This is a genomic window from Winogradskyella flava, from assembly GCF_014243395.1.
GTDB lineage: Bacteria > Bacteroidota > Bacteroidia > Flavobacteriales > Flavobacteriaceae > Winogradskyella > Winogradskyella flava.
On the sequence record NZ_JACLCP010000001.1, the window covers coordinates 25,512 to 51,270 of the forward strand.

Below are 25,759 nucleotides of genomic sequence, written 5' to 3' on the forward strand. Positions count from 1 at the left end.
AAATTAATTTCCAAAATTATATCGTAATGTAATACCAGATCTTACGGATGTCTGAGGAAAGGATGTTGAAATTGCAAAATCAGAGAATGTATAATCAAAATAGAAAATGGCAGTTAGGTTTTTACTGAACGCATAATCCGCAGTGAACTTTGCTCCCCAAATTGTCTGCCCTGCAGTAACTTGATTATTCTCTAAATCCAAGTATCTTATAATCGTCTTGTTGTCTCTAACCGACACGTCTGCTCGCATATTTAAATCGCTTTTAATAATTTGTTTTGCACCTGCTAATGCCGAACGAATTCTCAAATCCTTAATACGATAACCTAAACCTAAAGTATATTCTTGTCCTTGAATCTCCGTCATTAAATTATTATCGAAGCTTAATGACAATAATCTGTCGGTTTTTACCTCAGCTAATACCTTAACGGAATTCTTCATCTCAAATTCTAAACGAATCAGAGGACTAAACTGCTCTTCTAAATTAATATTACTAAAAAGCGTCCTATTCTTTAAATTTCCATTTGCGTCTTGATTGGCGGGATTTACAGAAGCTTCTCCAGTAACTTGATCAACGACTAAGTTCTCTACTGAATTATCAAAATCTAAATTATTACGAAATTGATTGATTGTATATCTCGATCTATACCCATGTTGTATGGAAAAACGCCTGAAAGTTTTCTTAAACCAAGGGATTTTCATTAACCCTGTATATTTTAAAGTCCAGTTGGGTATTGGTACATTCCTAAAAGCACTGGTGGTAATTTTTTCAGGATCAGAGCCGTGATAAGCCGATAAAAATGCTGGCAATAATACACGTTGGCTATTTTTGCCGAATCCGATTGGATAACCTTCTGCATCTGTAGCAAAATTACTCGTTCCATAAAACGCTCTTGCCAATCTATTGGCTATAATGAGGCGGTTGGCTCTAAAGTCATCGAAAGTGTCTGATTGATTCTCATTGCTTGGTGCGAAAGCCGTTTTTATTAGTGCTGTTGAAATATTGAAATTACCGAATGAATTGGTTATTAAAGCTTCATAACTATCACTTAAACCATCATCATCATTAGGGTCGTCAATACCAATGAAGTTCTCAGAAATATTCTCAGCGTATGTTCTATTACCTATTAAATCTATTTTTAGATCACGCATCGGTTCTAGATTAATGGAGTAGTCCAAAGTCTTATTGGTAACCTCGGTATATTGTTGATTAAATTCAGGAAATGTCGTTAACCAGCCTTCTCTAGCCACTATACTCCTAATATCTCTTTGGCTCCCAAATGTATATCCTAATGTTGGTCGTAGTGTCCCTACAAAACCAGGCGTTGGTAAATAACCCGGTAAAAATGTACCATTATTTTCGGTATAGCCAAACTGAATTCGCTTAACCATGGTTATAATATCTACCATGGTATTATACGCCTTTTTCCCAGCGCTTAACTTATTTGGATCTTTTGGTTGCTGACCATCTTTACCCTCCTCCGCATTGTCGCGTGTTGATGTGCGACGTGTAGGCTGTGCATTTCTAGTTCTTCCTCTAGCCCTTTGCCTGCCTTTTCTAACCAGTCCTACGGTTTTGTAAAAGGTTTCCATATTAAGCGTAGAGTTGATATTATGCGTGTTAGAATTCTGTATAGAATGCCCTAGATTAAAAGTATTAAAAGAGCCTGGGTTATCTGGATCTTCTAATTGTAGACCCTCGTTAAGATCAGATCCTTTTTGCCATTGGAATGTACCATTATAAGCATAGGTCGTTCTTAAAAAACTTAAGGCTGGTATCTTATACAAGGGCAATTCATAGTTGACCTGAAGTTGTTGTGTCTGTATGTTTGGATCTCCTAGATCAAAGAAGCCATCCCAAACATTCAGTTCTGGATCTTGTCTACCATTAATTCTATCATCAACAAAATAATTACGAACAATATTAGAGTTAGCTGCTGTAAAATTGAAACTTAGAGCATCCGTGAGGTTATAATTGATCACATACTGAAAATCGAAAGTGTAGTTTCTTCTATAAAGTTCTTCAATACCGATATTATTACCACCCAATTCAACTTCTCTGAATTTTTGGCTGCTAAACTGTCTATTAATATCCGTATTCACCGAAAAACTTGACGGTAACAAATTAAGGTTGAAGTCTTTGAGGATTTTCCAATATTTACCTGTGAATAACGAATCATTCTTTTTAAAGGGCTCGATTCTTACTGGATTAAATGCATAATTATAATTGACACCTGCCCTTACATTTTGATCCAAGGATTTCTCAATTTCAAAATCCCGATGCTCCACCTTATTATAAGAGTAGTTAAATGTAAAGTTCTCTACATCATAAAAGCGTTTTTCAGCTTCACCAGTTCGTTGTTTTCTTACACCTATAAAATTGATGCTCTTTCGTTTGGTATAATTTTCAGACTGTCGTCTTATACGCTCTTCTTCAGCGTTGGATTCAGCAGCGTCCAAACGCGATTCTAGAGTAAGATCATTATAAAACTGATCAAACTTTGGCGTTACTAATTCTTCACTTTGACCATAGTTAAAAGGAATCTGAACACCCCAATTTTTTGGTAATAATTGCCCCAATTGTACATTGGTAACAACATCATACTGTTGCACGTCTTCCAAGCTTCTTTCGTTTGGTCCTTGCTCAATACCACCAAAACCTATAGTGCTTCGTCTACCTGTTGCACTGATATCCATGAAATCCGCGATATTCGAGTCCATGCTCACGACTGCTGCCCAACCTCCTTGGTTCTCTAAATCCGACATACGCAATTCGTTAAACCAAACTTCACCGCAAACATTTTCTCCACCTACAGGATTAGCATTTTTTAAACCTACCATTAGGACTCTAATATTCCCAAAATTAGGGTTTCCTTTAATGGCTAGACGTTGTTGTTTAGGACTAGATAAGATATCATTAAATTGGATGTTACCATTAGCCAATGGTGTTTCATCGAGTTGTCCATCTACAACATTATAATATGTAGGATCTTCATCACCAAGTGTACCAGCTGATATACCCAATGCCTTGATTTTTTGCAGGAACTCTAAAGGGATATTGATCTCATTTTCATCTGGCCAAATTTGCTCTTCTTGCGAACCATCCGCAAAATCACTTGGTAAAAGCGGAATTTCAATTTGATAAAAATTCTGTGTAAAATCATTACCCATTCTAATGAATGCCACCATTTCGCCAGGATCTAAAGTAGCGCCATCCTGCGCCTCAGCGTGCAAGAACATGCGAAGTTTTTTGTACTGTCGCATATCCAAATTGATATTTTTAAACACACCCCTTGAATCCGTAGGTTCTAGCTCGCAAGCATTTAAAACCAAGGATTGTTCGTTCTGTCTTATAATGTTATTGTTGTTATTTAACTCTTCACGTCTGACACCTGGAGGAATAACATAATCACCGTCGTTTTCCTGTACGCCAATAATACTTACATTGAAATCGGCATTTGAACTATTGTTTCCGGTATCATTATCCAAATCTAGAGTATAACGCCTCCAATCACTTCTTACCAAATCCAAAGTTGCAAAACGCAATACCGTATTTTGGGTAAAATCCCTTAAAAAGAGTCTTGCAAAACGTACTGATCTTATATCATTAATACCACCTATACGTCTGGTTTCCTCATTTATAGGAATTCTGAATTGATACCAGCGTATATCGTTCCTTACTTCTCCATTTGGCAAAGTGACAGGCTCTTCCGGTGACTTTATATCGAAGATTAAAGGGTTGTTCTCATTAAGTGTTGCAGGTGTCAGGTCTATTTCATATTCGAAATAGCTATCAATGGTATTCATGGTATTATCCCTATTGATATCCTCTACATCTGGTTGAGTGGTAGACCCTCTGTTAGTATCTGTAAATACATCTGGTGTATTACCATCTTGCCCATTATATTTTTTATAACGTTCAAGAATATTACCATCGGTATTTAAATAATAGGTATAGTTATCGTTAGCCGGGTCAGACTCACTTGAAAAATCGGTAAACTTCATTGCCTCTTCGGTATCATCATAACCATCCAGTCCCACGTCTTGATTGGCTCTTTCTTGTCCTGTAGTGGCAAAAGTGTAAATTAAAGATTGATTTTGAGGCACTACTGTATTATAGTCAGTTGTAGGCTCCAGAACAGAAACATCTCCATTCTCAGGTAACCCATTTTCATACTGCTTTTTACCATCTTTTAATACATCCTCGGAGATATTCCCAAGATTTATCAATAACTTCCCACCATTATTTGTAGGATCGTCTAGAAACGGATCTTGTATCCAAAATTCAATATATTCTACATTAGCTTGTTCAAAATCCGTCGATGTGATTTGTCGTGTAATACCGGCCCAACGTTCATTGGCATTTACAGGATTTGCAGCACCATCTAGCTCATCTGGATCGAAATTATAAGGTCCTCGTTCTTGAGGATAGTAGGCTAAATCTAAAGTGTTAATTACAGCCGTTTGCCCTTGCACAATGTCTTGTCGTGGAAATATTTCGTTAATAAAAACACGTCTGGTACTCAAAGTTGAAATATCATCATCCGAAATGCCATTAGGTCTTTGATTACTATAAAAAATTGGGTCTACAGTATACCAATTGAGCATCGCTCTTCCCCATCCACTTTCTTGACCGTTTACATTATCACCTCTAATTCCCGGTAACTCTTCAGGACGACTAGATAAGAACCACGATAAGGGGCTTAGAAGATTTATCGCACCTTGTGTTCCTTCAAAATCGTCAATATAAGCTGTGGCCTCTCCATTAAAGTCAGTACCATTTGGAGCTCCAGGTAATAGGTATGCAAATTCACCTCTCACGGAAAGATTAGATGGCACATCTGTATCTACATTAGGTAATTTATTTGCGAGCCTTGTTAAAAATGGCACTTCTGTAGAATAGTTACCATTAAAACCAAATATGGTATTATTTATGGGTTCTGTATTGAAATTCGCTTTCTGCGTAATGGGGCGCTCGTTGAGATTTAATAGCGTAGCACCAAGCACAAAATTTTCGTTGAATTGATGTTCTATATTTATACCTGTAAAACGTCTGGTTTGTTGACCAAATACCGCATTATTCTCTACTGATACATTGATTGGTGTATTCGAAGCCTTTAAGGCTTCATCCAAAATTTCAACACGACCCAATTGATAATTTACAGTATAGTCTATACCTTCCACCAATAAACGACCACCTGCAGTCACCCTTACAGATCCTCTGGGCACATTAAATGCACCTATTGGAATACCACCATCGCCTCCACTACTTTTAAAACGCCCTTTAATTTGAAATTTGTTTTTCTCCGCTTCATCTAAAGCTTGGGTCTTTGTAGATTTATAGAGCAAATCATAGACATACTTTTCTTGATTCTCATTAGTGAAAGTATCCTGCTCATAATCGACATCATTATTATTTGGATTACCATCATCATCTAAAACATCAAATAAGTAGCGACCAAAAGGTTCTGCTTTTGTGAAAATAATCTTCCCATTTTGAGTCAATACTGTTAAGCCTGGCACATAGTCGAAGAAACCATCACCGCGCTCTTGAGGGTCATTATTAAAATTGAGTCGATCTAAATGAAATAATCTAATCAATGGTGTTTCACTAATTTCTGTATCGTCGTCTGTAAAAGGTGTATTATTATCGAATGGTGGAAAGGCAGTCCCTTCAACTGGATTAATATAATTGAGTGCAGAAGCTTCCGTGTAGAAAATATTTAATCTAAAATCTTCCTGGCTTAATTGAAACGCGCCTGTATCATAGATATTCTTCATCATTAAGTCCCAAATGGGTTGATCTACTGCAGTTACAGCACTCTTCAACATTTTTAAGACCAAACTTTGGTTGTTGACGACTTGATTTCCATTAGTACCATCGCTTACTTCAGTTGCATCTACACCATCATTAGCAAATTCACCTACCTGAAAAACTTCTCCTCCTCTTGTATATTGAAAGGCAACTGCTAATACCTCATCATTTAATAGCCTTTGATTCAATGAAATGTATCCCAATTCTGAATTTAAGACATAATCTCGTCCTTCAATAAGTTTTCTTGCTGCTTCTAACTTCCCGTAATCGAAGCCCTCATTGACCTGGACTTGCACACCTGCTTCAACATTGGTAATATCTCTTACGGCATCAGTTAATAAAGAACCTGGACCGTCAATATTTGTAGGATCAAAGTCATTATTCTCGTTATCAGGAAAAGCTCCGACAGCACCATTTATAAAATTTGGTGGCAGTGGTTGTATCCCTATATTGTCTGGTTCAGATTCTCCTAAATCCTGAAAAGCGACAACATTTCTTACATTTTCAGTTTGATTGTTTCTATTGGTTACCCAGACTTCAACTCTGGTAATTTGTAATCCACCGTTATCAATAAAAGGGTATTGTAATAAGGCTTTATCGTAATTATCCCTGAAGTAATGTGCTAAAAAGTAGTGCCTATTCTCATCATAATCTCTTGCGAAGAACTCAAATTCCTCTAAGGTTCCGCCACCTTGAGCAACTACGGACTTTGATTGTGATTGCTGCTCCGAAAAGACTGCCGTTACTCTTGTTTTTCCAAATTGAAGTTCTGTCTTAACACCGAAAAGACTCTGTGCTCCGGTAATTAAAGAACTGTTTAAAGGCATGTTTACGTTACCTACTTCAATTTTTCGGATAATATCATCTTCTGTTGGTGTGTATTCTAATTTTACAAGTTGCTGAAAATCAAACGTCGCTTGGTTGTCGTAATTAGCAGTAACCTGAAGTCTCGTTCCTACTTTTCCCAATAAACTCAAACCTATACGCTGATCGAAATCAAATGTAAAGTTTGTACGGTTTCTAGGTGAAAACGATGGATTGTCTTGTTTTGAAAACAGAATCCCTAAATCCACTTCGGCATAACCACTTGGTATGACGTTAATGGTATTCCCACCAAATATGGTTTCAAACAAACCTGAATTAACATAGAATTCTGGCAGTAAATTCTTTTGAGCTTCCTCTGACCCTTCTTTTTGTCCAGCGGCTGCATCTGCCATTTGTTTGTAATAGTCTTTTATTTTTTCTTCTAAGACAAGTCTTCGAAACTCCTCTGGTGTGAGAATCAAAGGATACTTAATATTAAAGCTTCCGATTTTCTCGGTGTAGATGTAGCGATCTAGGATAGGGTCGTAAGTATATTTTGAGACAATACTGTTGGGGTTTGGCATCTTCAATTTACCCAAAGCAAATGTTGTCTTCGTAGAATCTTGTTCGGTTTCAGTTTCCTGAGCAAAAGCAGAAACACTCAAAAGCATGATAAATACTAATGAGAAGCAAAAACGAATTGATTCTAATTGATTATAGTTAGTGTTGTTCAATTGCATTACAAGTTTTTTAGAGCCTCTTTGATAAGCTGCTCTACTTCGGCTTCTGGTTGGGACTTTAAAATTCTATCAACTACTTTTTCTGACTGTTTTTTGTTAAATCCTAAAACGTCTAAAGCAGATAACGCTTCATCTTTATTCGTATTGTTTGGTATTAAAGAAAGTTCGTCCATACCATAGACTTTTAACACTTTGTCTTTTAAGTCAATGATAACACGTTGTGCAGTCTTAGCTCCTATACCTTTCACACTCTGAATTAAAGCTACGTCTTCACTTGCTATTCCTTCTTTTACCTGGTCTGGCGTTAACGAGGAAAGCATAGTACGTGCCGTATTAGCTCCTATACCACTGACTGAGATTAGTAATTTAAAAATTTCACGTTCGGTTTTAGATGAAAAACCATAAAGACTATGCGAATCTTCTCGCACTTGTAAATGTGTATATAATCTAAGATTCTCCCTATCAGGAATCTGCGAAAAAGTATGAAGTGAAATATTGATAAAGTAGCCTACTCCATTGCAATCTATTACAACATCCGTCGGATTTTTTTCAACAAGTTTGCCCTCTAAGTGCGTAATCATATATGACCTTGGGTTAAAAACCCAAATGTAATAAAATTATTTACATTCTAAGGGTAAGTCATAAGCTAAGAAAACAACGACTTCTTTTGTTTTTTCTCGCGTTCTTGAGCATCTATCACAGCAATGGCTGTCATGTTTACAATCTCATCGACACTTGCATCAAGCTGGAGTATATGTACTGGTTTTGCCATACCCATCATAATTGGACCAATGGATTCAGCTTTATTCAACTCTTTCAATAACTTATATGTAATATTCGCTGAATCTAGATTGGGAAAAATCAATGTGTTGACTTTACGTCCTGCGAGCTTTGAGAATGGAAATATATCTTGTAGCATTTTTGAATTTAATGCAAAATCCGTTTGCAATTCGCCGTCAATGATCATATCTGGATAAGCCTTATGCAAAAACGCTACCGCTTCCTTTACCTTTTCAGCTCTAGGATTTTCTGAAGACCCAAAGTTTGAGTAAGATATCATGGCTGTTACGGGCTCAATACCAAACATTTTTGTTACTCTGGAGGTCATTCTCGCAATTCTGGCTAAGTCTTTCGCGCTTGGATCTATATTAATTGATGTATCACTTAAAAACATAGGGCCACGTTGCGTCATCATCACGTTTGTTGTTGCAATTCTTGAGGCACCATCTGCCATTCCAATAAGCTCTAGCATTGGCTTTACAACCGTAGGATAACTGCGTGAATATCCCGTTACTAATGCATCAGCATCACCTTCATTAACCATCATGGCAGCATAATAATTACGCTCTCTCATTTTCTGTTCAGCCGAATAAATGGTAACACCCGAACGTTTTCTTTTCTGCCAATAGGCTTTTGCATATTGGTTTTTGCGCTCCAATTGTTCATCAGATTTTGGGTCCAAAATTGGTACATCAGCATCAAACTCCAATTCTTTCATTAAATTGATAATGGTATCCTTTCGACCAAGTAAAATAGGTTTAGCAATACCCTCTTCATAAGCCACCTGAGCAGCTTTTAGCACATCTAGCTGATCAGCTTCTGCAAAAACTACACGCTTTGGATTAGTTCTGGCTCTGCCTAATAATAAACGTACCAGTTTATTATCCGAACCCAAACGTTCGAGAAGTGAATCTCTATACTTTTCCCAATCATCAATAGGTTCTTTAGCTACACCACTTTCCATCGCTGCCTTTGCTACTGCTGGAGGTACTTCAGCAATTAACCTTGGGTCAAATGGTTTAGGAATAATATAATCTCTTCCAAACGTTAACCGAGTCTCATTATAGGCCATATTTACCTGCTCTGGAACAGGTTCTTTTGTTAAGTTGGATAAAGCCTTTACCGCAGCCATTTTCATAGCCTCATTAATCTTAGTAGCTCTTACGTCCAAAGCACCTCTAAATATAAATGGAAATCCGAGTACATTGTTGACTTGATTAGGATGGTCACTTCGTCCAGTTGCCATAATGATATCGTCCCTTGTATCAATAGCCACTTGATATTTAATTTCTGGATTAGGGTTAGCCATAGCAAAAACAATGGGGTTATTCGCCATGGATTTTAACATTGCCGGTGTGACAATATCTGCCATAGATAAGCCAATAAATACATCAGCATCTTGCATGGCTTCATCTAAAGTATCTATCTTTCTATCGGTAGCAAACTCAGCTTTTTGCGACGTCAGATTGTCCCTGTCATTTCTAATGACGCCTTTGCTATCTAACATTACGATATGTTCTTGTCTAGCACCAAAAGCTTGATATAAACGTGTACAAGAAATTGCTGCAGCACCAGCGCCACTGACAACAATTTTTACATCTTCAATTTTCTTATCTGCGAGTTCCAAAGCATTTAATAGTGCCGCTGCAGAAATAATGGCTGTGCCATGTTGATCATCATGCATTACAGGAATATCTAATTCCTCTTTTAATCGACGCTCAATTTCAAAGGCTTCAGGAGCTTTTATATCTTCAAGGTTGATACCACCAAATGTTGGAGCAATATTCTTAACGGTTTCAATAAATTCGTCAACATTTTCCGTATTGACTTCGATATCAAACACATCAATATCTGCAAAGATTTTAAAGAGTAATCCTTTCCCCTCCATTACAGGCTTGGACGCTTCTGGACCAATATTTCCTAAACCTAAGACTGCCGTCCCATTAGAAATCACAGCGACTAAATTTCCTTTTGCTGTATATTTATAAACGTTATTGACATCCTTTTCTATTTCCAAGCAAGGCTCTGCAACACCAGGAGAATACGCTAACGATAAATCACGTTGGGTAGCATATTTTTTTGTAGGTACCACTTTTATCTTTCCAGGAGTAGGTTTGGCGTGATACACCAATGCCTCAATACGTTTACTTTGTTTACTCATATTCTGAATGGATTAAGCTGCAAAGATACGAATATTGAAATTTGATCTTCTTTAACATTTTTATTCAAAAATTCTGTGTTTCTTAGTGTCACTAACCAAAGTTTTAATGAAAAGAATCTTCTTTCTAGGGCTATTGTTTATATGTTTTACGTCAATGGCTCAAACTTCGAGAAAGCTCATTATAATTGATGATACTACAGAACAAGTTGTACCATTTGCCAATATCTTATTTAGTAAAACAGATTACAAAGGAACTTCAACGGATATTGATGGTGTATTCTATGTACCCAATTCAGTTAATACTATAACTATAAGTTATGTTGGCTACGAAACTAAAGTGTTGCAATTAGAAGAAATTACTTCTCATATCATTCGATTAAAACCAAAAGTAAGTGAGTTGGACGAGATTGTAATAGATGGTGAAAACCCTGCACATCGTATTATAAGAAAAGCTACAGCTAATAAAAAGCTTAATAATCCTGAGCGTTTAAAATCATTTACCTATGAATCTTATGACAAGATTATAATCAATTTTGGTAAACAAAAAGAAGAAAATGATACGATGCGAGCGCAGATAGACAGTGTTATGAAAGGCTCATATCTCTTCTTAACTGAAACTATAGCCAAGCATAAATATTTAAAGCCTAGCTTTTCTGAAGATAGCATTATTGCCACGCGATCATCGGGTTTTAAAAATCCTAAGTTTGCGATGCTTGCTAATAATTTTCAACCTTTCTCTTTTTATGACGAGTATATTGAACTTTTTGAAACGAATTATTTAAATCCTATTTCTAAAGGAAGTACGCGTAAATATAAGTTTAGATTAAAAGAGGACTATTTACAAGGCAAGGATACTATTTTTGTGATTTCCTTTGAGCCTAAAGCCAATCGGAATTTTGAAGGGTTAAAAGGGTTACTTACTATCAATTCTAACAAATATGCGGTACAAAGTGTAGATGCCAAAACGTTTAATTCGGGCAAGTTAGATGTTACTATTCAGCAGAAATACAGGTATGTCCAGAATAATTACTGGTTTCCGGAGCAGTTGAATTTTGAAATTAATATTGGTGAAGACTTAGGCAGTGTTACATATATTGGAAAAAGCTATTTGTCTAAAATTACTCCAAATGCAGCATTGAGTAAAAAAGACTTTCCGTTTGTATCTGTAACCCTACCCGAAAACGCTGGTTTAAAAAATGATACATTTTGGAAGTTGAATCGTAGAGACTCACTAAACTATAATGAAGAACGCACCTATGTTTTTATTGACAGTCTTGGTGAAAAATTTAAGTTCGATAAAATTACAACTATACTTCCTAGCTTATTAAAGTTAAGACTTCCCTTAAAATATGTAGATATTGATCTATCTAGAATTGCTCGCTATAATAAATATGAAGGCACTCGCCTTGGATTAGGTATTTACACTAATGATGATATTTTTAAAAATGTATCAATTGGAGGTTACGCTGGTTATGGGTTTAAGGACAGTGCTTGGAAATATGGTGGTGAGATGTTGGTCGATATTCCAGGAAAGAAAGATATTTCCATAAGCTTAAAGTACGTAAATGATCTTCGAGAAACTGGAGCATTATCGGACCATAGATTTAATCATCCATTCTCTCAACGAAATTGGATAGCAAGTCAAATGGATGGTGTCGAATCTTATAGCATACAGACTGACATGAAACTTTTTAGAAATTTAAATTGGTCCTTAGGTTTTAGTAACACAGATGTGAATCCACTATATGATTATGAGTTTTTGACTGGCGCCACATCCATTACAAACTATACAAATTCTGAATTTAATATAGGCATTGGCTATCATACTAAGGAGAATCTAGTAAACAATTTTGGAATCATTTCTAGACTACCAAACGATGCTCCTATTTTCAATCTATATTATTCCAGAGGACTAAAAGGTACTTTTGATGGTGATTTTGACTATAACAAATTTCGATTTACATTAGATCACAGCTTTCTTACTAAAGGACTAGGAAAAACGACCTATCGATTGGATTTGGGGTACATAGACAATACTCTTCCTGTAGGTTTACTATTTACTGGAGAGGGTTCGCTTGATAAACAAATTCCGTTTGTGGTTAGAAATTATTTTCAAACTGTAACACCCTATGAGTTTCTATCAGATAAATACGCACATTTATTTACAGTACACAACTTTGGACGGCTTTTTAACAACAAAGGGTATATACAACCCGATGTGTTATTGCATAACAATTTAGGTATTGGAAGTCTATCCAACACGTCAAGCCATCAATTGATTGAGTTTTCCACCAAAGACGAACTCTTTTTAGAAACAGGTTTAGAACTCCAAAATCTTATTAAACTACCCTATTTAAATATTGGTTATTTAGGCTTCGGTGTTGGAGGTTTTTACCGCTATGGGTATCACCATCTAGAAAAGTCGAGTGACAATTTTGCTTTTAAGTTTTCTATGGGATTTAGTTTTAAGTAGTATTAAAACGAATAACATCTCTTAAATCTTTGTCTTCATGAGTAATGATAAATTCAAATGTTTTCAGATTTGCTTCCAGTTGTATCTTATCACTGTCATTTGTCCAAGTTATGTGAATCTCGCTATCTAGTGAATCCTTTATTTCTAAACTACCTGAAAAAGCTTTTGAGGTATTTCTTAATTTTATTAATTGAAGTTGATGTTTAACGATGTTCGTTTTCAGCCCTTTCTCAACATCTGATAGAGATAATGATGTTCTATTAATTTCTTTGTGTCCACCTTCGCCAGCGCTATCTGCTGCAGCATGATCATTTTTACCTGCAAAAATATCCAAGTACCAAACTTGTGGAATACCAGGCATAAACATTTGGATGGCTCTTGCTAATAGCATTTTCTTTTCATTTTCTCCAAGTGCACTAAAAAAAGCAGCGTTAACCTGATAGTAGGATATTTTTTTTCCTGCAGCATCATAAAGATTTTTAACCCGCCCACCTCGTTCAATAATCTTATTCATTACATAGGCTATATCATCGTCAGATAATAATCCTTTTTCATAAAAGTTGTTTGCTTCTTTTCCCTTTAAATCTAAAACAGGAATTCCATCATGACAACCCAGCATATTAACAGTTTTATAACCGTTATTTTCTATATCTACTATCCATTTATATAGGGCAGTATTCGTGCCTTTTTCAAGAGTATAAATCATTAATCCGGGAAGAAAAAAATCATAAATCCTATAACCTTTCTTCGCTACTTCGTTATGGAGATGCAGACCATACTCTGCATGAATTTCTGGAAGAAGAATAAGATGGTTCTTTTTAGCAATTTTATTGATTCGCTCTAAATATTCCCAAGTGCCAGGTTTATTAAAAAAGTTAGTTTGTCCGATTTCTTTATGTAAATAGGCAAAGGCATCCAATCTTAAGATTTTACACCCGAAACTTTTAACTTTAGCTAAGGTTTCTTCGTAAAAATCCCAAACTAATTCTGATTTGGCATTGACGTCCATCTGTCCTAAGTATGTGCATTTTCTATCTATAACATTTAATATCTTTTCCCTTGCTTCTTTACCTTCTACAAAGTCTAGAGTATTAATAATAGTATTATTTTCTACTGCTTCATTAACTTTTCTGGCAACCTCTTCTCTTTGGTCTTCATTAAGCTCTGTTATGTCTTCTAAGTCTACTGCATTTATTCTATTATAAGTTACCTTTTGATAAAAGGTGTTCCAATAGGGCTCTTTCGAGCCATCAGGAAATGGCACATGCAAGATTGGCAAGCCCGATTTCCTCATAAATAACTTATTGAGAAATTCTTTTTTTGGAATTATAACGCCTTCCTCATTCTTAATACCATGGTCCTCCCAGAAAACATTCCAATTAATAAAAAAGTCTTTGTATTTGGAATTGTTCCCATATTGCAACAAATCTTTAAATTGAGGTGAAGCAACCGATAGATGGTTTAGAACAATATCGAACTTTAATTGAATGTTGAGCTTATTTAATGCTTCTAAGTCATCCTGTGAAACCAAGGCTTCATTAAGATTATAATCTATGATGGAGAAACCTCTGTCCAAATCACTATTGAAAAATGTAGGTAAGATATAGAACAACGAAAATGCATCCTTAAATTCTGGGAATTGCAGCATTTTGATCGTGTCCTTTAATTTATTTCCTATACTATCTGGATAGGCATTAAGCATTACACCAGTTAAACCTTTTGGGCTTTTTTTATTCATAGTAATTAAGCACTATAAAAGTTTAGATAATATATCGATATTGTCCGGTAACCTTCCTACATTCTGAAGTTTAAGAGACGCTAATGTCAATGCCACTTCCAAACATTCTTTAATTGGTTTTTCCTTTATATAAGCAAATAAAAAGCCGGACCAAAATGCATCTCCGGCACCAGTGGCATCCATAACGTTATCAACTTTTATTGCTGGTAGCTGAATAATATCTTTATTCTTTTGAGATAGTTTTACGCCTTGACTGCCTAATGTTAGGCATATAGTTTCCACACCTTCGTTGTGAAAAAACTTAAAAATTTCACTATGAGGTAGTGGCTCATCGAAAAGCCTAAGCATGTCATCTTCACTAATTTTTATCAGTGGATTGAACTTACAATATGATTTAATAACCTTAAGTGCATCTTCCTTATTATCCCAAAGTTCATCTGCATAGTTAATATCTATACTTAATTGACAACCTAAATCATATGCTTCCTCTGCTTTTTTTAAAATTGTCGTTTGTGCAGGATTTTTACTTAAAGCAAAACAGGTGGTGTGAAAGATATTTGTATGTCTAAGTAATTGAGAAGAAATTTGTTCTTCAGAAATATGATAATCGGCCTCGCGATATGGTATAAAGTCGGGTGTTTTATGTGATTTAGACACAAAAATAACAGATGTTGGCTTATTTTTAATTTTTGCAATAGCTTCTGTATTGACACCGACTTGGCTTAATCTTTCAAAAATATATTCACCAAAACCATCACAACCAACAACTGCCACCATGGTTGCATTAAGACCTAATCTTGCAGAATTCATTGCGACATTAGTAGGTGAACCTCCTAAGTACCTATGATAGTCTCTTGTATTATTTATAAGGACGTCTTTTTGATGACCTATAAAGTCTATAAGGACTTCACCTACACAAAGAATATCTATATGTTTTATGCTTTTTTCCAAAACAATTTTTGTTCTTAGTTATCAATACTATTCTCATCTAAAATATCTTTGGGCTGTTTTAATCTCAATGCCAGTGTACCAGCAATTAAGAAAAACACACCCCCAAATATTATAGCATTTATTGCACTATTATTGAGTAGATTTTTAACTATAGGCCCAAAAGTTATAGTTTGGATTCCCATAGGAATTACAATCATCATATTCAAAATACCCATATAAACACCTCGCCGTTCTTGAGGTACAATTTTAGAGACCATTGTGTACGGAATACCCATCATAGCAGCCCAACCAATTCCAAAAAGTATCATTGGAATTAAAACTATTATTGGATCTTGAATATGCGGAATGGTGAGCATTGCTATTCCCGTTAAAAACAGACTCAACACATACACTTTTTTTCCTCCCCATTTTAATGCTAAAGGCACCAAAGCTAAAGCAAAGACTATAGTAGATATATTATAAGTAGTATTCATCTTTGCCGCTTGACTTAGGGCTTCGGATTTATTAAATCCTGCGCTTTCTTCGAACATGGGTGCAATAAATTGCCAATATATAAAGAGCGCATACCATTGAAAAAGATACACTCCTGCTAGTTTCCACATAAATTTTGGCATAGCCTTTACAGCTTCAATAATTTCTAGAAAAGGTGTTTTAACACGCTCTGAAAATGGTAAACTTTTGTGTCTTTTGATCTCATCTAACTCTTCTTCCTCCGGAGGAATCTCAGGAGTTTTTAAAACCGACCATAGAATCGTACTAACAGATAAAATTGCACCGATAAAAAATGAGTAGTATAACCACTTTGGGATGGTCTTTATGCTTTCATCAGCAACTTCTTGTCCACCAAACCAATCTTGAAAAATAAAAATTGAAGCGTTGGCCAATACAATACCCGCACCAACAAACAAACTTTGCATTTGGTAACCAAAACTCAATTGCTTATTCGGTAATTTATCACCAACAAAAGCGCGATAAGGTTCCATAGCCATATTATTACCAACATCTAAAATCCAAAGTAATCCTACTGCAAACCAAAGTGCTGGACTAAACGGGAAAGCAAACAAGCATAGACTACCAATTATAGCTCCTATTAGAAAAAAAGGTTTACGTCTTCCCCATTTAGGAGACCAAGTTTTGTCTGATATTGCCCCAATAATTGGCTGAACTATTAGTCCCGTAACAGGACCTGCAAGGTTAAGAAGTGGTAAGTCTTCTGGACTGGCACCTAAAAAAGAGAATATAGGATTAACAGCCGTTTGCTGTAGGCCAAAACTAAACTGAATTCCAAGGAATCCAACGTTCATATTAAAAATTTGCCAAAAACTTAAGCTGGGTTTAGCTCTTCCCATAGTAGTTGTTTTTCTCTAAATATAACTCCAATTATATTTAAATTAGTTGTTGTTTTTAGAAAAAAGAGCCAATGATAAAATATTAACACCGACTCCTTTACCAATCAATTAAACTTAAAAGTTAACTTACTCAAATATTACTTCTTAATTAAAATTTATATTGAAGAGATAATGTAGTAGAACGCCCGCTAATTGACCTCGCTCTTACTAAACGATCATTACCAAAAGCACCATCTCCATTCCCTTCAACCTCTGTGATACCAACAGTATCAAATAAGTTATTTACGCTTAATACTAAGGACAAACCATCCGTTAAGCCAGCTCTTCCAATAAGATTGAAATATGCATATCCTGGCATCACTAAATCATTATCGTCCTGAGCGTAGGATTTCGATGTACCCAAAACACTTAAAGCTACAGTATGCTTTCCATTGTCGCCAAAATTATAAGACGGTGAAAAATTATAAACAAAGTCAGCCTGTCTTCTTGGAGTATTGCCTTTATTATCTCCTCCATCAATCTCTGCCTTTGTCCAAGTCAAAGAACCAATAAAGGAAAAGTTCTCACCATATCTTAATACAGTTTCTGCTTCTACACCTAGAGCTTTGAACGGGTTTCCCACTTCTCTATTTAATTCATTACTTAACCCCTCATCAGTATTACTCATAAAACCAGTGACATTCAACACACCGTTGTTAAGTCTTTTCTTATAACCTAGCTCTAATTGAGCAACTTCATCATACTGTACGTCCGCCTTTCCATCGGTACCATAATTATTTCTGTCCGGAGCTCTACCAGAAGCACCTTTACTATATCTTCCGAATACAGCCGAACCATCATTTATCTTATAATTTAAACCTGCAGAAAAAGAAACAAAATTATAATCGTCATTGATTATTTGTCCGTCCGAACCGGAAATAATCGGCACAACTTGCTCGATACCTTGTATGACTCCATCACCATTGTAATCATAAGAATCTTGACTCGTTGGCCCTGAAGCGATGTTCCCATTTACTTTGACATTTTCAAAGCGCACACTACCATCAAAGTTTAAATTTTCAGTAATATCTGCATCTACGCCTACATATGGAGAATTTACTGTATGAACTGTATTGTATTTGCGTTGGCAACAATTACCCCAAACTGGAGTTCCATAAGAATATTGACCATTTCTAGAAAAACCATCAAAATCGGCTAGTCTTGCATCTCCCCCTCCTTTAACTTCAGAAAGGAATGAGCTCCACTGCCATCCTATTTTAGTATTTTGCGTCGCAGTGAATAGACCAGCAGTAACACCTATGTCATCACCTATTTTTTTAGATACTTTGACGTCACTAAAGAAATTGCTTAAATCTTCTACTGTTACATCAAACATATGTATAATTTGCGCCAACCCGTTAGAAGGATTAAAGGACTCTCTATTACCATCTGAATAAACTAAAGGTTCTGTGCCTGCACCTGCAGCATCCCTAGCTGTTGCTTCAATATCAGCAACAGTACCTACAGCCGCTGTGAATGGTGCGACCCACTGACCACTATTATTTGAATATCTTGCCTTACCCGATAATTTCCAATCGTTTGGTAAGCTAAAAGAGAATTCTGCACCAATAGCTTTAGATATGGGGTTGTTTCCGTTTCTAACATCGTTAGTATGATTTTGACCAGTAAAAGGTGAAGTTCCAGCACTTTGCTGCAAGTTTGCTGATTGTACAGCATCATTGGTAATATCAAAACCTGGTAAATTAGAGAATGTCGGATCATCATTACTTCCTTCTAGTAACATAGGCATAGGCAGATACATTACGGATCTATCGTTTAGGAACTTACCATAAACACGCACATAACCACTCTCAAATCGTTTTGTGATATTGGCTTTTAACTGACCTCCTTTATTACCTTGGTACCCTATTTCTCTTGGCCCTTCACCATTTCTCATAAATCCACCGATATGATAAGACAAGCCATTTCCTAATGGTTGACCATATTCAAAGTCTAGTCTGCTTGTTTGATAATCCACTCCGAAAGTCGTAGCTATCGAACCGCCCTCAACATTACCAGTTTTACTAATCATGTTTATAATACCCGCTGGACCATTAGAGGTTTGAGTAGAGGCAGAACCACCTCTTATGGCTTCAACTCTACCGATATTAGCATCAATTCGTAAAAAGTTATCCGAATTTCCAAAAGATGTATCTCCAAACAAGTTTAATGGCAATCCATCTTCTTGAATTTGAAAATATCTTGAACCACCTGAAGAAACTGGTACACCACGAACATTAAAGTTGGCATTACCCTCACCACCTGAAGACTCAGCTCTAATACCTGGAATATTTCTAAAAAGCTCTCCTGCACTTCTTGGTGCAGCTTGCTCTATTATCTTAGCATCTAGGGTAGAGACAGAAACACTTGATTCTAGTTTAGATTTAGGATTTACCACACCGGTAACAATCACCTGCTCTAAGGATTCTGAATCTTCAGTCATTACCATATCAACAGTGATATCGCGACCATCTACGATAATGGCCTTTTTAAATGTCGTAAATCCTAAATACGATCCTACTAAGGTGTAAGCTCCATTTTCGACATTAGTAATTACATATTTACCATCCATATCAGACACTGCTCCTTTGGATGTGCCTTCCAAGATTACATTAACCCCTGGAAGTGTCATTCCTTCGATGTCTTTAACGACACCAGAGATACTACTCTGCGCAGAAACCATGAATGCCATCATGGTAAAAAGTAAAAGTAAACTCCATTTTCTTTTAATAGATTTCATTTCTTTAGTTGTTTAATTAGTAATATTTAACAGAATTTTTATCGAATTTACATTTAATGAGGTAAGAAATTAAGAATTTAAAATCGAAAACGTTTTCGATTTACCGAAAACGTTTTCGATTTCTTATTTTTGGTACTTATATCAATTAGTTATTATTATTGATTTATGAAACCAGTAACATTAAAAGAAATAGCAGAAACACTAGGTATATCAATAACCACAGTATCTAAAGCATTAAAGGATTATCCAGATGTTAGTAAAAAGACTAAACGATTAGTTAAAGAGTTAGCTCAAACACTTAACTATAAACCTAATGCTTTTGCGGTCAACTTGAGAACAAAAGAGTCTAAGACGATTGGCTTAATCATCCCTGAAGTGGTACATCACTTTTTTTCGAGTGTGATCAAAGGCATAATTGCACAAGCCGAAAAAAAAGGATACTTAGTAATTATACTTCAGTCCAACGAATCCTATGAGTTAGAAAAGAAACAACTAGATTTGTTGTTTAGTAAAAGAGTTGATGGTGTACTTATCTCTTTAGCTAATGGCACTGGTGATTTTAAACACCTTAATGATTTGATGGCTCAAGAAACACCACTTGTAATGTTCGATAAAATTGCTAAAATTGTTAATTGCTCAAAAGTAATTATAAACGATAGAAAGGCGGCTTATACAGCTACTAAGTATTTAATTGATTCTGGCTGTAAACGTATCGCACATTTTAGAGGTCCCTTATTACCTCAAAACTCTATTGACCGCTTTCTTGGCTATAAACAAGCCTTGGTAGATCATGGTTTTGTTTATGACCCATCATTAGTATATATATTAGATGCTATGAGTTTTGACGAAGGCAATTACTACGCAGCCCAACTCCTAAAAGACCATAAAGATGTTGATGGCATATTCATAAATACTGATTTAGTAGCTATAGGTGCTATAAATGAATTGAATAAAAGAGGCGTTAAAATCCCAGATGATATCTCGATTATAGGTTTTAGTAATTGGTTTATGTCTTCTGTAATATCACCAACTTTAACAACTATAGATCAACCTGGTTATTTAATGGGTAAAACAGCCTTTAAATTACTTTATAAAGAAATTAAAAAACGAAAAAACAATCAAGCAGTTGTCTACGAAGAAGTAGAGTTACCTACAGAGTTGATAATTAGGGAATCTACGAAATAGATCAGTCTTTCAAAAATTTAATAGTTCTTTTCAATCCAAAAAAACTTAGTTTATTTTACTGCAGATTTTTAGGATTATCACTTTCTTATTCGTCCAGAAAGTTAACGCTTAACAATTTCTCTAAACTGATAAAACAAACGTTCAATTAGTCTTAGATCTTCAGTAATGATTTCAGCTACACCAATCATATCTTGTTTGTAATCTATTTCTTTATTGTATGATGTAATTAATTTTTGTGGAAGTAATACATCTACAATATACAAGCCATCTTCATTTGGAATTAGTGAGATATGGCTTACGGCACCACTTAATACTCCAAATTCTTTATCAGGATAATTCTGTAGTTTAATATTTACTTTTTGCCCTATTTTAATTTTTCCAGAATTCTGAGCTGGTGTTTTTAATTTAGCAATAAAAGAAGAATTCTCAGTTGGAATAATGGTAAATACCAAATCGCCAGGGTTTACAGTTTGGTTGACATTCCAATAGTTTAGAAACGCAACCTTTCCTTCGATATTGGATTTTAGAACATATTGAAGTTCCCAATCTTTAATCGCTTTTTTGAGTTGATTTAAAGATTGAATTACGTTTTTTAAAAGAGTCATTTCCTCTTTTGCACGATTTATTTCTGTACCTCTTGAACTTCTTCTGGCATTACCTATAGATTCTCGAGTTTGTGATATGAGCGACTCAAAACTTTCATAATTTCTCTCAGCTTGTGCATATATCGATTGCTCGCTTTCAAACTCTTGTGCTGAAATAACCCCTTTATCGAATAATTCTTTTTGTCTACCGAACTTGCTCTTAGAAATATCAAGCTCAGCTTTACTATACTTTTGCTGAGATTTTAGATTCTCTAAGCGTCTGTATAGTTCTGAGCTAGTAATTTGATTTGCTGAGGCCTCATTTGAAAACGGCTGATAATCTTTATTTATTTTATATAAATTATAACTATTTTCAAATAAAGCATATTGGGTTTCTATATCGCCTAAAAATAGAACTGGTAAATTGTCTGGAAAATTAAAAGATTCGTTATTTACTTTAATCGTATCTATAATAGATTGAAGTTTTAATACATCTTCAAAATTAGCGGTATTCTCTAAAATTGCGAGTGGTTCGTTAGGCTTAACAATCTGATTATCCTCAACAAAAATAGCTTCAATTTTACCCGTAATTCTGGCATACTCTTTTTGTGGTGGTATTTGTGTGGTAATTATGGCCTCTGCTGGAATCGTATCTGGATATTTAAAAAACCAACTGAGCAATAAAAGCATTAAAATAAGTGACAAGAACAAAACGTTCCCCCAACGAATCATCCAATGAGGTACTTTAGTAAGTATTTCTTGTACTTCTTCGCTTCTTAGTTCTATATTATCTAAATTGTCTATAGGCATCTATTTTCCAAGTTCTAGTTGATTTTTAACAAGCTTATAATAATCTCCTTTTTTATTTACTAATTCGCTGTGATTACCTACTTCAACAATTTTACCTTCATCTAAAACAACTATTTGATGCGCATTCTTAACCGTACTTAATCTATGTGCTATTACAATAACTGTCTTATTTTCAAAAAAGGTATTCAGTTTCTCCATGATTACTTTTTCGTTATTGGCATCTAATGCAGACGTAGCCTCATCAAAAAATAAGAAGTTTGGATTTTTATAAACAGCTCTTGCAATTAATAAACGTTGTTTTTGACCAGTACTTACTCCAATACCCTCCATACCAATTTTAGTATTGTATGACAATGGTAAGCCCTCTATAAAATCCTTAATATTAGCAACATCTACGGCATGCGCTAGTTTCTGCTTATCAACAAAGTCTTCACCAACCGCTATATTATTTGCTATGGTATCATTAAATATATAACCTTCTTGCATCACCACACCACATTGATGCCTCCATTCTTTTTGCGAAACATATTTTAAATCGTGCGCTCCAATTCTTATCTGTCCGCTGTTTGGGTCGTAAAACTTTAAAAGTAATTTCATTAATGTAGTTTTACCACTGCCACTGACGCCAACAATCGCTGTAACTTTATTAGCTGGGATTTCTAAATCTAAGTCTTTTAGAACCAATTGGTCAGAGCCAATATATCTATAGGATACTTTAGATAATTTAATATCTGCATTTGAGGGTATATCTACAATTTTTTGTATGCCACTCTGCTCTTCATCTTCTTTGTTGTGAATTTCTGCAAGTCTATCCAATGAAATTTTAGCATCCTGAACTTCTCTAACAAAATTAATAAGCTGAGCTATTGGTGAATTCAGCTGCCCAACTATATAACTTACAGCGAGCATCATACCTAAGGTAATATCTCCATCTATTACTAATTTTGCAGACAAGACCGTAATTAAGATATTTTTTAATTCATTAATAAAGCTTGAACCTACACTTTGATATTGCTCCAAAGCTAGGCTTTCAATTGAAACCTTAAATAACCGGGCTTGCACAAACTCCCAGCTCCATCGTTTTTGTTTTTCGGCATTATGAAGCTTTATTTCTTGCATGCCATTTATAAGCTCTATAACTTTTGATTGTTCTTGACTGACTTCTGAAAAGCGCTTATAATCTAAATCTCTACGTTTCTTTAAGAAAATTACAATCCATAAAAAGTAAAAGAAACTACCTAGTAAAAATATACCAAAGAGAATTAAATTATAATAAGCAAGAATGAAACTAAACACCACAAGATTAACCATAGAAAACAAAACGTTTAATGAAGATGTGGTTAAAATGCGCTCAATACGCTTATGGTCATTAATGCGTTGCAAAATGTCGCCTGTCATTCGCGTATCGAAGTACGCAATTGGCAGTTTCATTAGTTTTATAAAAAAGTCTGAAACCAACGATATATTAATTCTAGTACTTAGGTGCAACAGTATCCAACTACGGTTTACCTCAATAGCCGTTCTACCAATAAAAAGCGCCAGTTGGGCAAATAATACTAAATATATAAAATGAATGTCTTGGTTTTCTATACCAACATCTACGACACTTTGCGTTAAAAATGGAAATATAAGTTGAAGTAAACTCGCAGCAAGCAAACCAATAATTAGTTGCCAAATAAATCGTTTATACTTAAGAAGATATCTGGTTAAAAATTTAAAACCATACTCAGTATTCTCCTTGCCAAAGTCCGTGTCGTAAAACTTTGCCGTTGGCTCTACAAGTAATGCTATACCTTCTTCGGTTTTTTCAGTTGCATTATTTCCAATCCAATATTTTAAAAACTCATCTTTATTGTATGTTAAAAGCCCATGTGCCGGATCTGATATATAATAGATTCCTTTTTTAATTTTATAGAGAACGACATAGTGATTTTTGTTCCAATGTAAGATACAAGGCAGCGGAGCTTCTGAAAGACTTTGCAGAGTAAGCTTAACGCCTAAAGTTCTTAAACCTATTTCTTCTGAAGCTTCACTTAAGCCTAATAAACTACTTCCCTCACGTGTGGTTTCACTTACTGCACGAAGCTTTTGTATAGCAATTGTTTTTTTATAGTGCTTAGCAATAATCTTTAAGCAGGTAGGGCCACAATCTTTTTGCTCTGCTTGCTTATAATGTGGGAATTTTTTCAAATAAGTTGGGTGTTACAATAAAAAAATAGAAAAACTAAAAATACTAGTTTTTCTATTTTATATCAGAATTACTATACTCTTTTTTATAAATTTTATAAAATTTATAAAAACCCTACGCTTCTCAAATTCAGAGATTTCTTCAGAATATTCTTATAATTTACTGAAAGCGCAACAAGTATAAACTAAATTTATTGCTATGCATCAGTAATTGCGTTAGGTGGTCTTTCGTAAGTACAATACTTCCCATTCCAATAACCACCTGTAGCTTCGCAACATGGCCCAGGAGCACCTGGCAGTGGAGCACCTTGTGGACTAGTGCCAGAATAACATTCATCAGGTAATGGTTGAGGCCATGGAGATAATCCGCCTGTAATGTTTTGTTGCTCAATTTTACTTAATTGCTTACCTAAATTTTTTAAATTTTTCATAATTATTAAATTTTTGATATAGTTTCACCTTAAACATTAATTAGCCATTAAGGTATTGGCATTTTCACTTTTACAAAAGTTTAGTAAAGCTATAACTAGATTACTACATAACTTTTTAAGATTAACAATAAAAATACAGCACTAAAAATTTGTATTGCTAGTTAAAAATAGGTTCAGCTATTTTAGAAACTCTAGTATTCTTAATTCAAATTGTCCATTAACAGTGAGAGTCATAAAAGCCTGCAAGCTGTGGTGGAAAACAACACGTTCCATCCTCAGGGTTCCAAGTACCGCCATTTTCCTCACACATGAAGCTATCTACTTGAAAACCCCAAATAATTTTTTTCCCACCTGTGATTTTTTTTTGTTCTACTTTGTCTAATACATTTCCAATTTTTCTGAAATTTTTCATAGTTATAATTTTTAAATATAGTTTTGCCTTAAACATCTATTAGCCATTAAGGCATTGGCTATTATTTACACTTATAAAAGCACTTTAAAATTAAGACGAGAAAAACTTGATAAAAAGGAGTGTAATTGAAATTTGATAAAATTTCATTTGGTATTAAATCAAAATAGATAGCGCTTTTGTATCGGAAGTTTTTTTACAGATTTTTGAGGTAAATTCTTTAAAACCAACCTATATACTGAAAATATTTATATGAAAATTAATAAATTTTCACCTACACAATATCTTGATAATAAATTAGATAGGGTGGAATTTTTATCATCAAAATTATAGTGTAAAAACAGGAGAATATTTAGTTATTTTTATGGAAGTATTAATTTTAATATTCTTAATTATGAGTTTGAAAGACATTAATTCGTTTACCATTTTAAGTAAATCATCATTAAAAAAGATTAAAGCAGGCGGTGATCCACCAGATTGTGACAATATTCCTAGAGAGTTTTGGAAGATGATAGGTTGTGGCCAACCAATTACACCACCAGATTGTTAGGTTTTTAAAAGAAACG

14 protein-coding genes are annotated in these 25,759 nt (G+C 34.8%); 3 read left to right on the forward strand and 11 right to left on the reverse strand.

Annotation, left to right across the window (positions count from 1 at the left end; genetic code table 11):
* Nucleotides 1–3 precede the first annotated feature (3 nt).
* The 3 genes from sov to H7F21_RS00145 form a co-directional block, all read right to left on the reverse strand.
* A complete protein-coding gene (sov, locus tag H7F21_RS00135; RefSeq protein WP_185787217.1) occupies nucleotides 4–7,356 on the reverse strand; it encodes a T9SS outer membrane translocon Sov/SprA in 7,353 nt (2,450 codons plus the stop codon).
* Complete coding sequence (gene ruvA / locus H7F21_RS00140; protein ID WP_185787218.1) at nucleotides 7,356–7,937, reverse strand: Holliday junction branch migration protein RuvA; 582 nt, start codon at nucleotides 7,935–7,937, stop codon at nucleotides 7,356–7,358. Before ruvA ends, sov begins: the two co-directional genes overlap by 1 nt.
* 65 nt (nucleotides 7,938–8,002) lie before the next feature.
* On the reverse strand, nucleotides 8,003–10,297 hold the full coding sequence (locus H7F21_RS00145; RefSeq protein ID WP_185787219.1) for an NADP-dependent malic enzyme: 2,295 nt from the start codon (nucleotides 10,295–10,297) through the stop codon (nucleotides 8,003–8,005).
* Between the two features lie 106 nt (nucleotides 10,298–10,403).
* Between H7F21_RS00145 and H7F21_RS00150 the strand changes: the two genes are divergently transcribed.
* Nucleotides 10,404–12,770 carry a DUF5686 family protein gene (locus H7F21_RS00150; RefSeq protein ID WP_185787220.1) on the forward strand — a complete coding sequence of 789 codons (2,367 nt, stop codon included), beginning with the start codon at nucleotides 10,404–10,406 and terminating at the stop codon, nucleotides 12,768–12,770.
* On the opposite strand, the gene H7F21_RS00155 is transcribed toward H7F21_RS00150, so the two are convergent.
* The 4 genes from H7F21_RS00155 to H7F21_RS00170 form a co-directional block, all read right to left on the reverse strand.
* Nucleotides 12,763–14,508 carry an alpha-amylase family protein gene (locus H7F21_RS00155; protein ID WP_185787221.1) on the reverse strand — a complete coding sequence of 582 codons (1,746 nt, stop codon included), beginning with the start codon at nucleotides 14,506–14,508 and terminating at the stop codon, nucleotides 12,763–12,765. The genes H7F21_RS00150 and H7F21_RS00155 overlap by 8 nt on opposite strands.
* 12 nt (nucleotides 14,509–14,520) lie before the next feature.
* Nucleotides 14,521–15,459, reverse strand: coding sequence for a carbohydrate kinase family protein (locus H7F21_RS00160; RefSeq protein ID WP_221892413.1), 939 nt, complete (start codon nucleotides 15,457–15,459; stop codon nucleotides 14,521–14,523).
* 14 nt (nucleotides 15,460–15,473) lie between these two features.
* On the reverse strand, nucleotides 15,474–16,808 hold the full coding sequence (locus tag H7F21_RS00165) for an MFS transporter (RefSeq protein WP_185787222.1): 1,335 nt from the start codon (nucleotides 16,806–16,808) through the stop codon (nucleotides 15,474–15,476).
* A 148-nt stretch (nucleotides 16,809–16,956) separates the two neighbouring features.
* Nucleotides 16,957–19,587, reverse strand: a complete 2,631-nt coding sequence (locus H7F21_RS00170; protein WP_185787223.1) for a TonB-dependent receptor — start codon at nucleotides 19,585–19,587, stop codon at nucleotides 16,957–16,959.
* Between the two features lie 165 nt (nucleotides 19,588–19,752).
* On the opposite strand from H7F21_RS00170, the gene H7F21_RS00175 reads away from it, so the two are divergent.
* Nucleotides 19,753–20,772 (forward strand): LacI family DNA-binding transcriptional regulator, encoded by a 1,020-nt coding sequence (locus tag H7F21_RS00175; RefSeq protein ID WP_185787224.1) that lies wholly within the window; start codon nucleotides 19,753–19,755, stop codon nucleotides 20,770–20,772.
* A 101-nt stretch (nucleotides 20,773–20,873) separates the two neighbouring features.
* Here H7F21_RS00175 and H7F21_RS00180 read toward each other — a convergent pair whose 3' ends face one another.
* From H7F21_RS00180 to H7F21_RS00195, 4 genes are all read right to left on the reverse strand, one after another.
* On the reverse strand, nucleotides 20,874–22,166 hold the full coding sequence (locus tag H7F21_RS00180; RefSeq protein ID WP_185787225.1) for an HlyD family secretion protein: 1,293 nt from the start codon (nucleotides 22,164–22,166) through the stop codon (nucleotides 20,874–20,876).
* Entirely contained in the window at nucleotides 22,167–24,356 is a 2,190-nt protein-coding gene (locus H7F21_RS00185) for a peptidase domain-containing ABC transporter (RefSeq protein ID WP_185787226.1), read from the reverse strand. It lies immediately after the preceding gene.
* Nucleotides 24,357–24,550: 194 nt separating this feature from the next.
* On the reverse strand, nucleotides 24,551–24,784 hold the full coding sequence (locus H7F21_RS00190) for a hypothetical protein (protein ID WP_185787227.1): 234 nt from the start codon (nucleotides 24,782–24,784) through the stop codon (nucleotides 24,551–24,553).
* Between the two features lie 217 nt (nucleotides 24,785–25,001).
* Nucleotides 25,002–25,196, reverse strand: a complete 195-nt coding sequence (locus H7F21_RS00195; RefSeq protein ID WP_185787228.1) for a hypothetical protein — start codon at nucleotides 25,194–25,196, stop codon at nucleotides 25,002–25,004.
* A gap of 391 nt (nucleotides 25,197–25,587) precedes the next feature.
* On the opposite strand from H7F21_RS00195, the gene H7F21_RS00200 reads away from it, so the two are divergent.
* Complete coding sequence (locus H7F21_RS00200) at nucleotides 25,588–25,743, forward strand: hypothetical protein (protein WP_185787229.1); 156 nt, start codon at nucleotides 25,588–25,590, stop codon at nucleotides 25,741–25,743.
* Nucleotides 25,744–25,759 lie beyond the last annotated feature (16 nt).

Bases quoted from the DNA above. Each gene is read 5' to 3' on its own strand.
- sov (WP_185787217.1), bottom strand. From the start codon at position 7,356: ATGCAATTGAACAACACTAACTATAATCAATTAGAATCAATTCGTTTT.
- ruvA (WP_185787218.1), bottom strand. From the start codon at position 7,937: ATGATTACGCACTTAGAGGGCAAACTTGTTGAAAAAAATCCGACGGAT.
- H7F21_RS00145 (WP_185787219.1), bottom strand. From the start codon at position 10,297: ATGAGTAAACAAAGTAAACGTATTGAGGCATTGGTGTATCACGCCAAA.
- H7F21_RS00150 (WP_185787220.1), top strand. From the start codon at position 10,404: ATGAAAAGAATCTTCTTTCTAGGGCTATTGTTTATATGTTTTACGTCA.
- H7F21_RS00155 (WP_185787221.1), bottom strand. From the start codon at position 14,508: ATGAATAAAAAAAGCCCAAAAGGTTTAACTGGTGTAATGCTTAATGCC.
- H7F21_RS00165 (WP_185787222.1), bottom strand. From the start codon at position 16,808: ATGGGAAGAGCTAAACCCAGCTTAAGTTTTTGGCAAATTTTTAATATG.
- H7F21_RS00170 (WP_185787223.1), bottom strand. From the start codon at position 19,587: ATGAAATCTATTAAAAGAAAATGGAGTTTACTTTTACTTTTTACCATG.
- H7F21_RS00175 (WP_185787224.1), top strand. From the start codon at position 19,753: ATGAAACCAGTAACATTAAAAGAAATAGCAGAAACACTAGGTATATCA.
- H7F21_RS00180 (WP_185787225.1), bottom strand. From the start codon at position 22,166: ATGCCTATAGACAATTTAGATAATATAGAACTAAGAAGCGAAGAAGTA.
- H7F21_RS00190 (WP_185787227.1), bottom strand. From the start codon at position 24,784: ATGAAAAATTTAAAAAATTTAGGTAAGCAATTAAGTAAAATTGAGCAA.
- H7F21_RS00195 (WP_185787228.1), bottom strand. From the start codon at position 25,196: ATGAAAAATTTCAGAAAAATTGGAAATGTATTAGACAAAGTAGAACAA.
- H7F21_RS00200 (WP_185787229.1), top strand. From the start codon at position 25,588: ATGAGTTTGAAAGACATTAATTCGTTTACCATTTTAAGTAAATCATCA.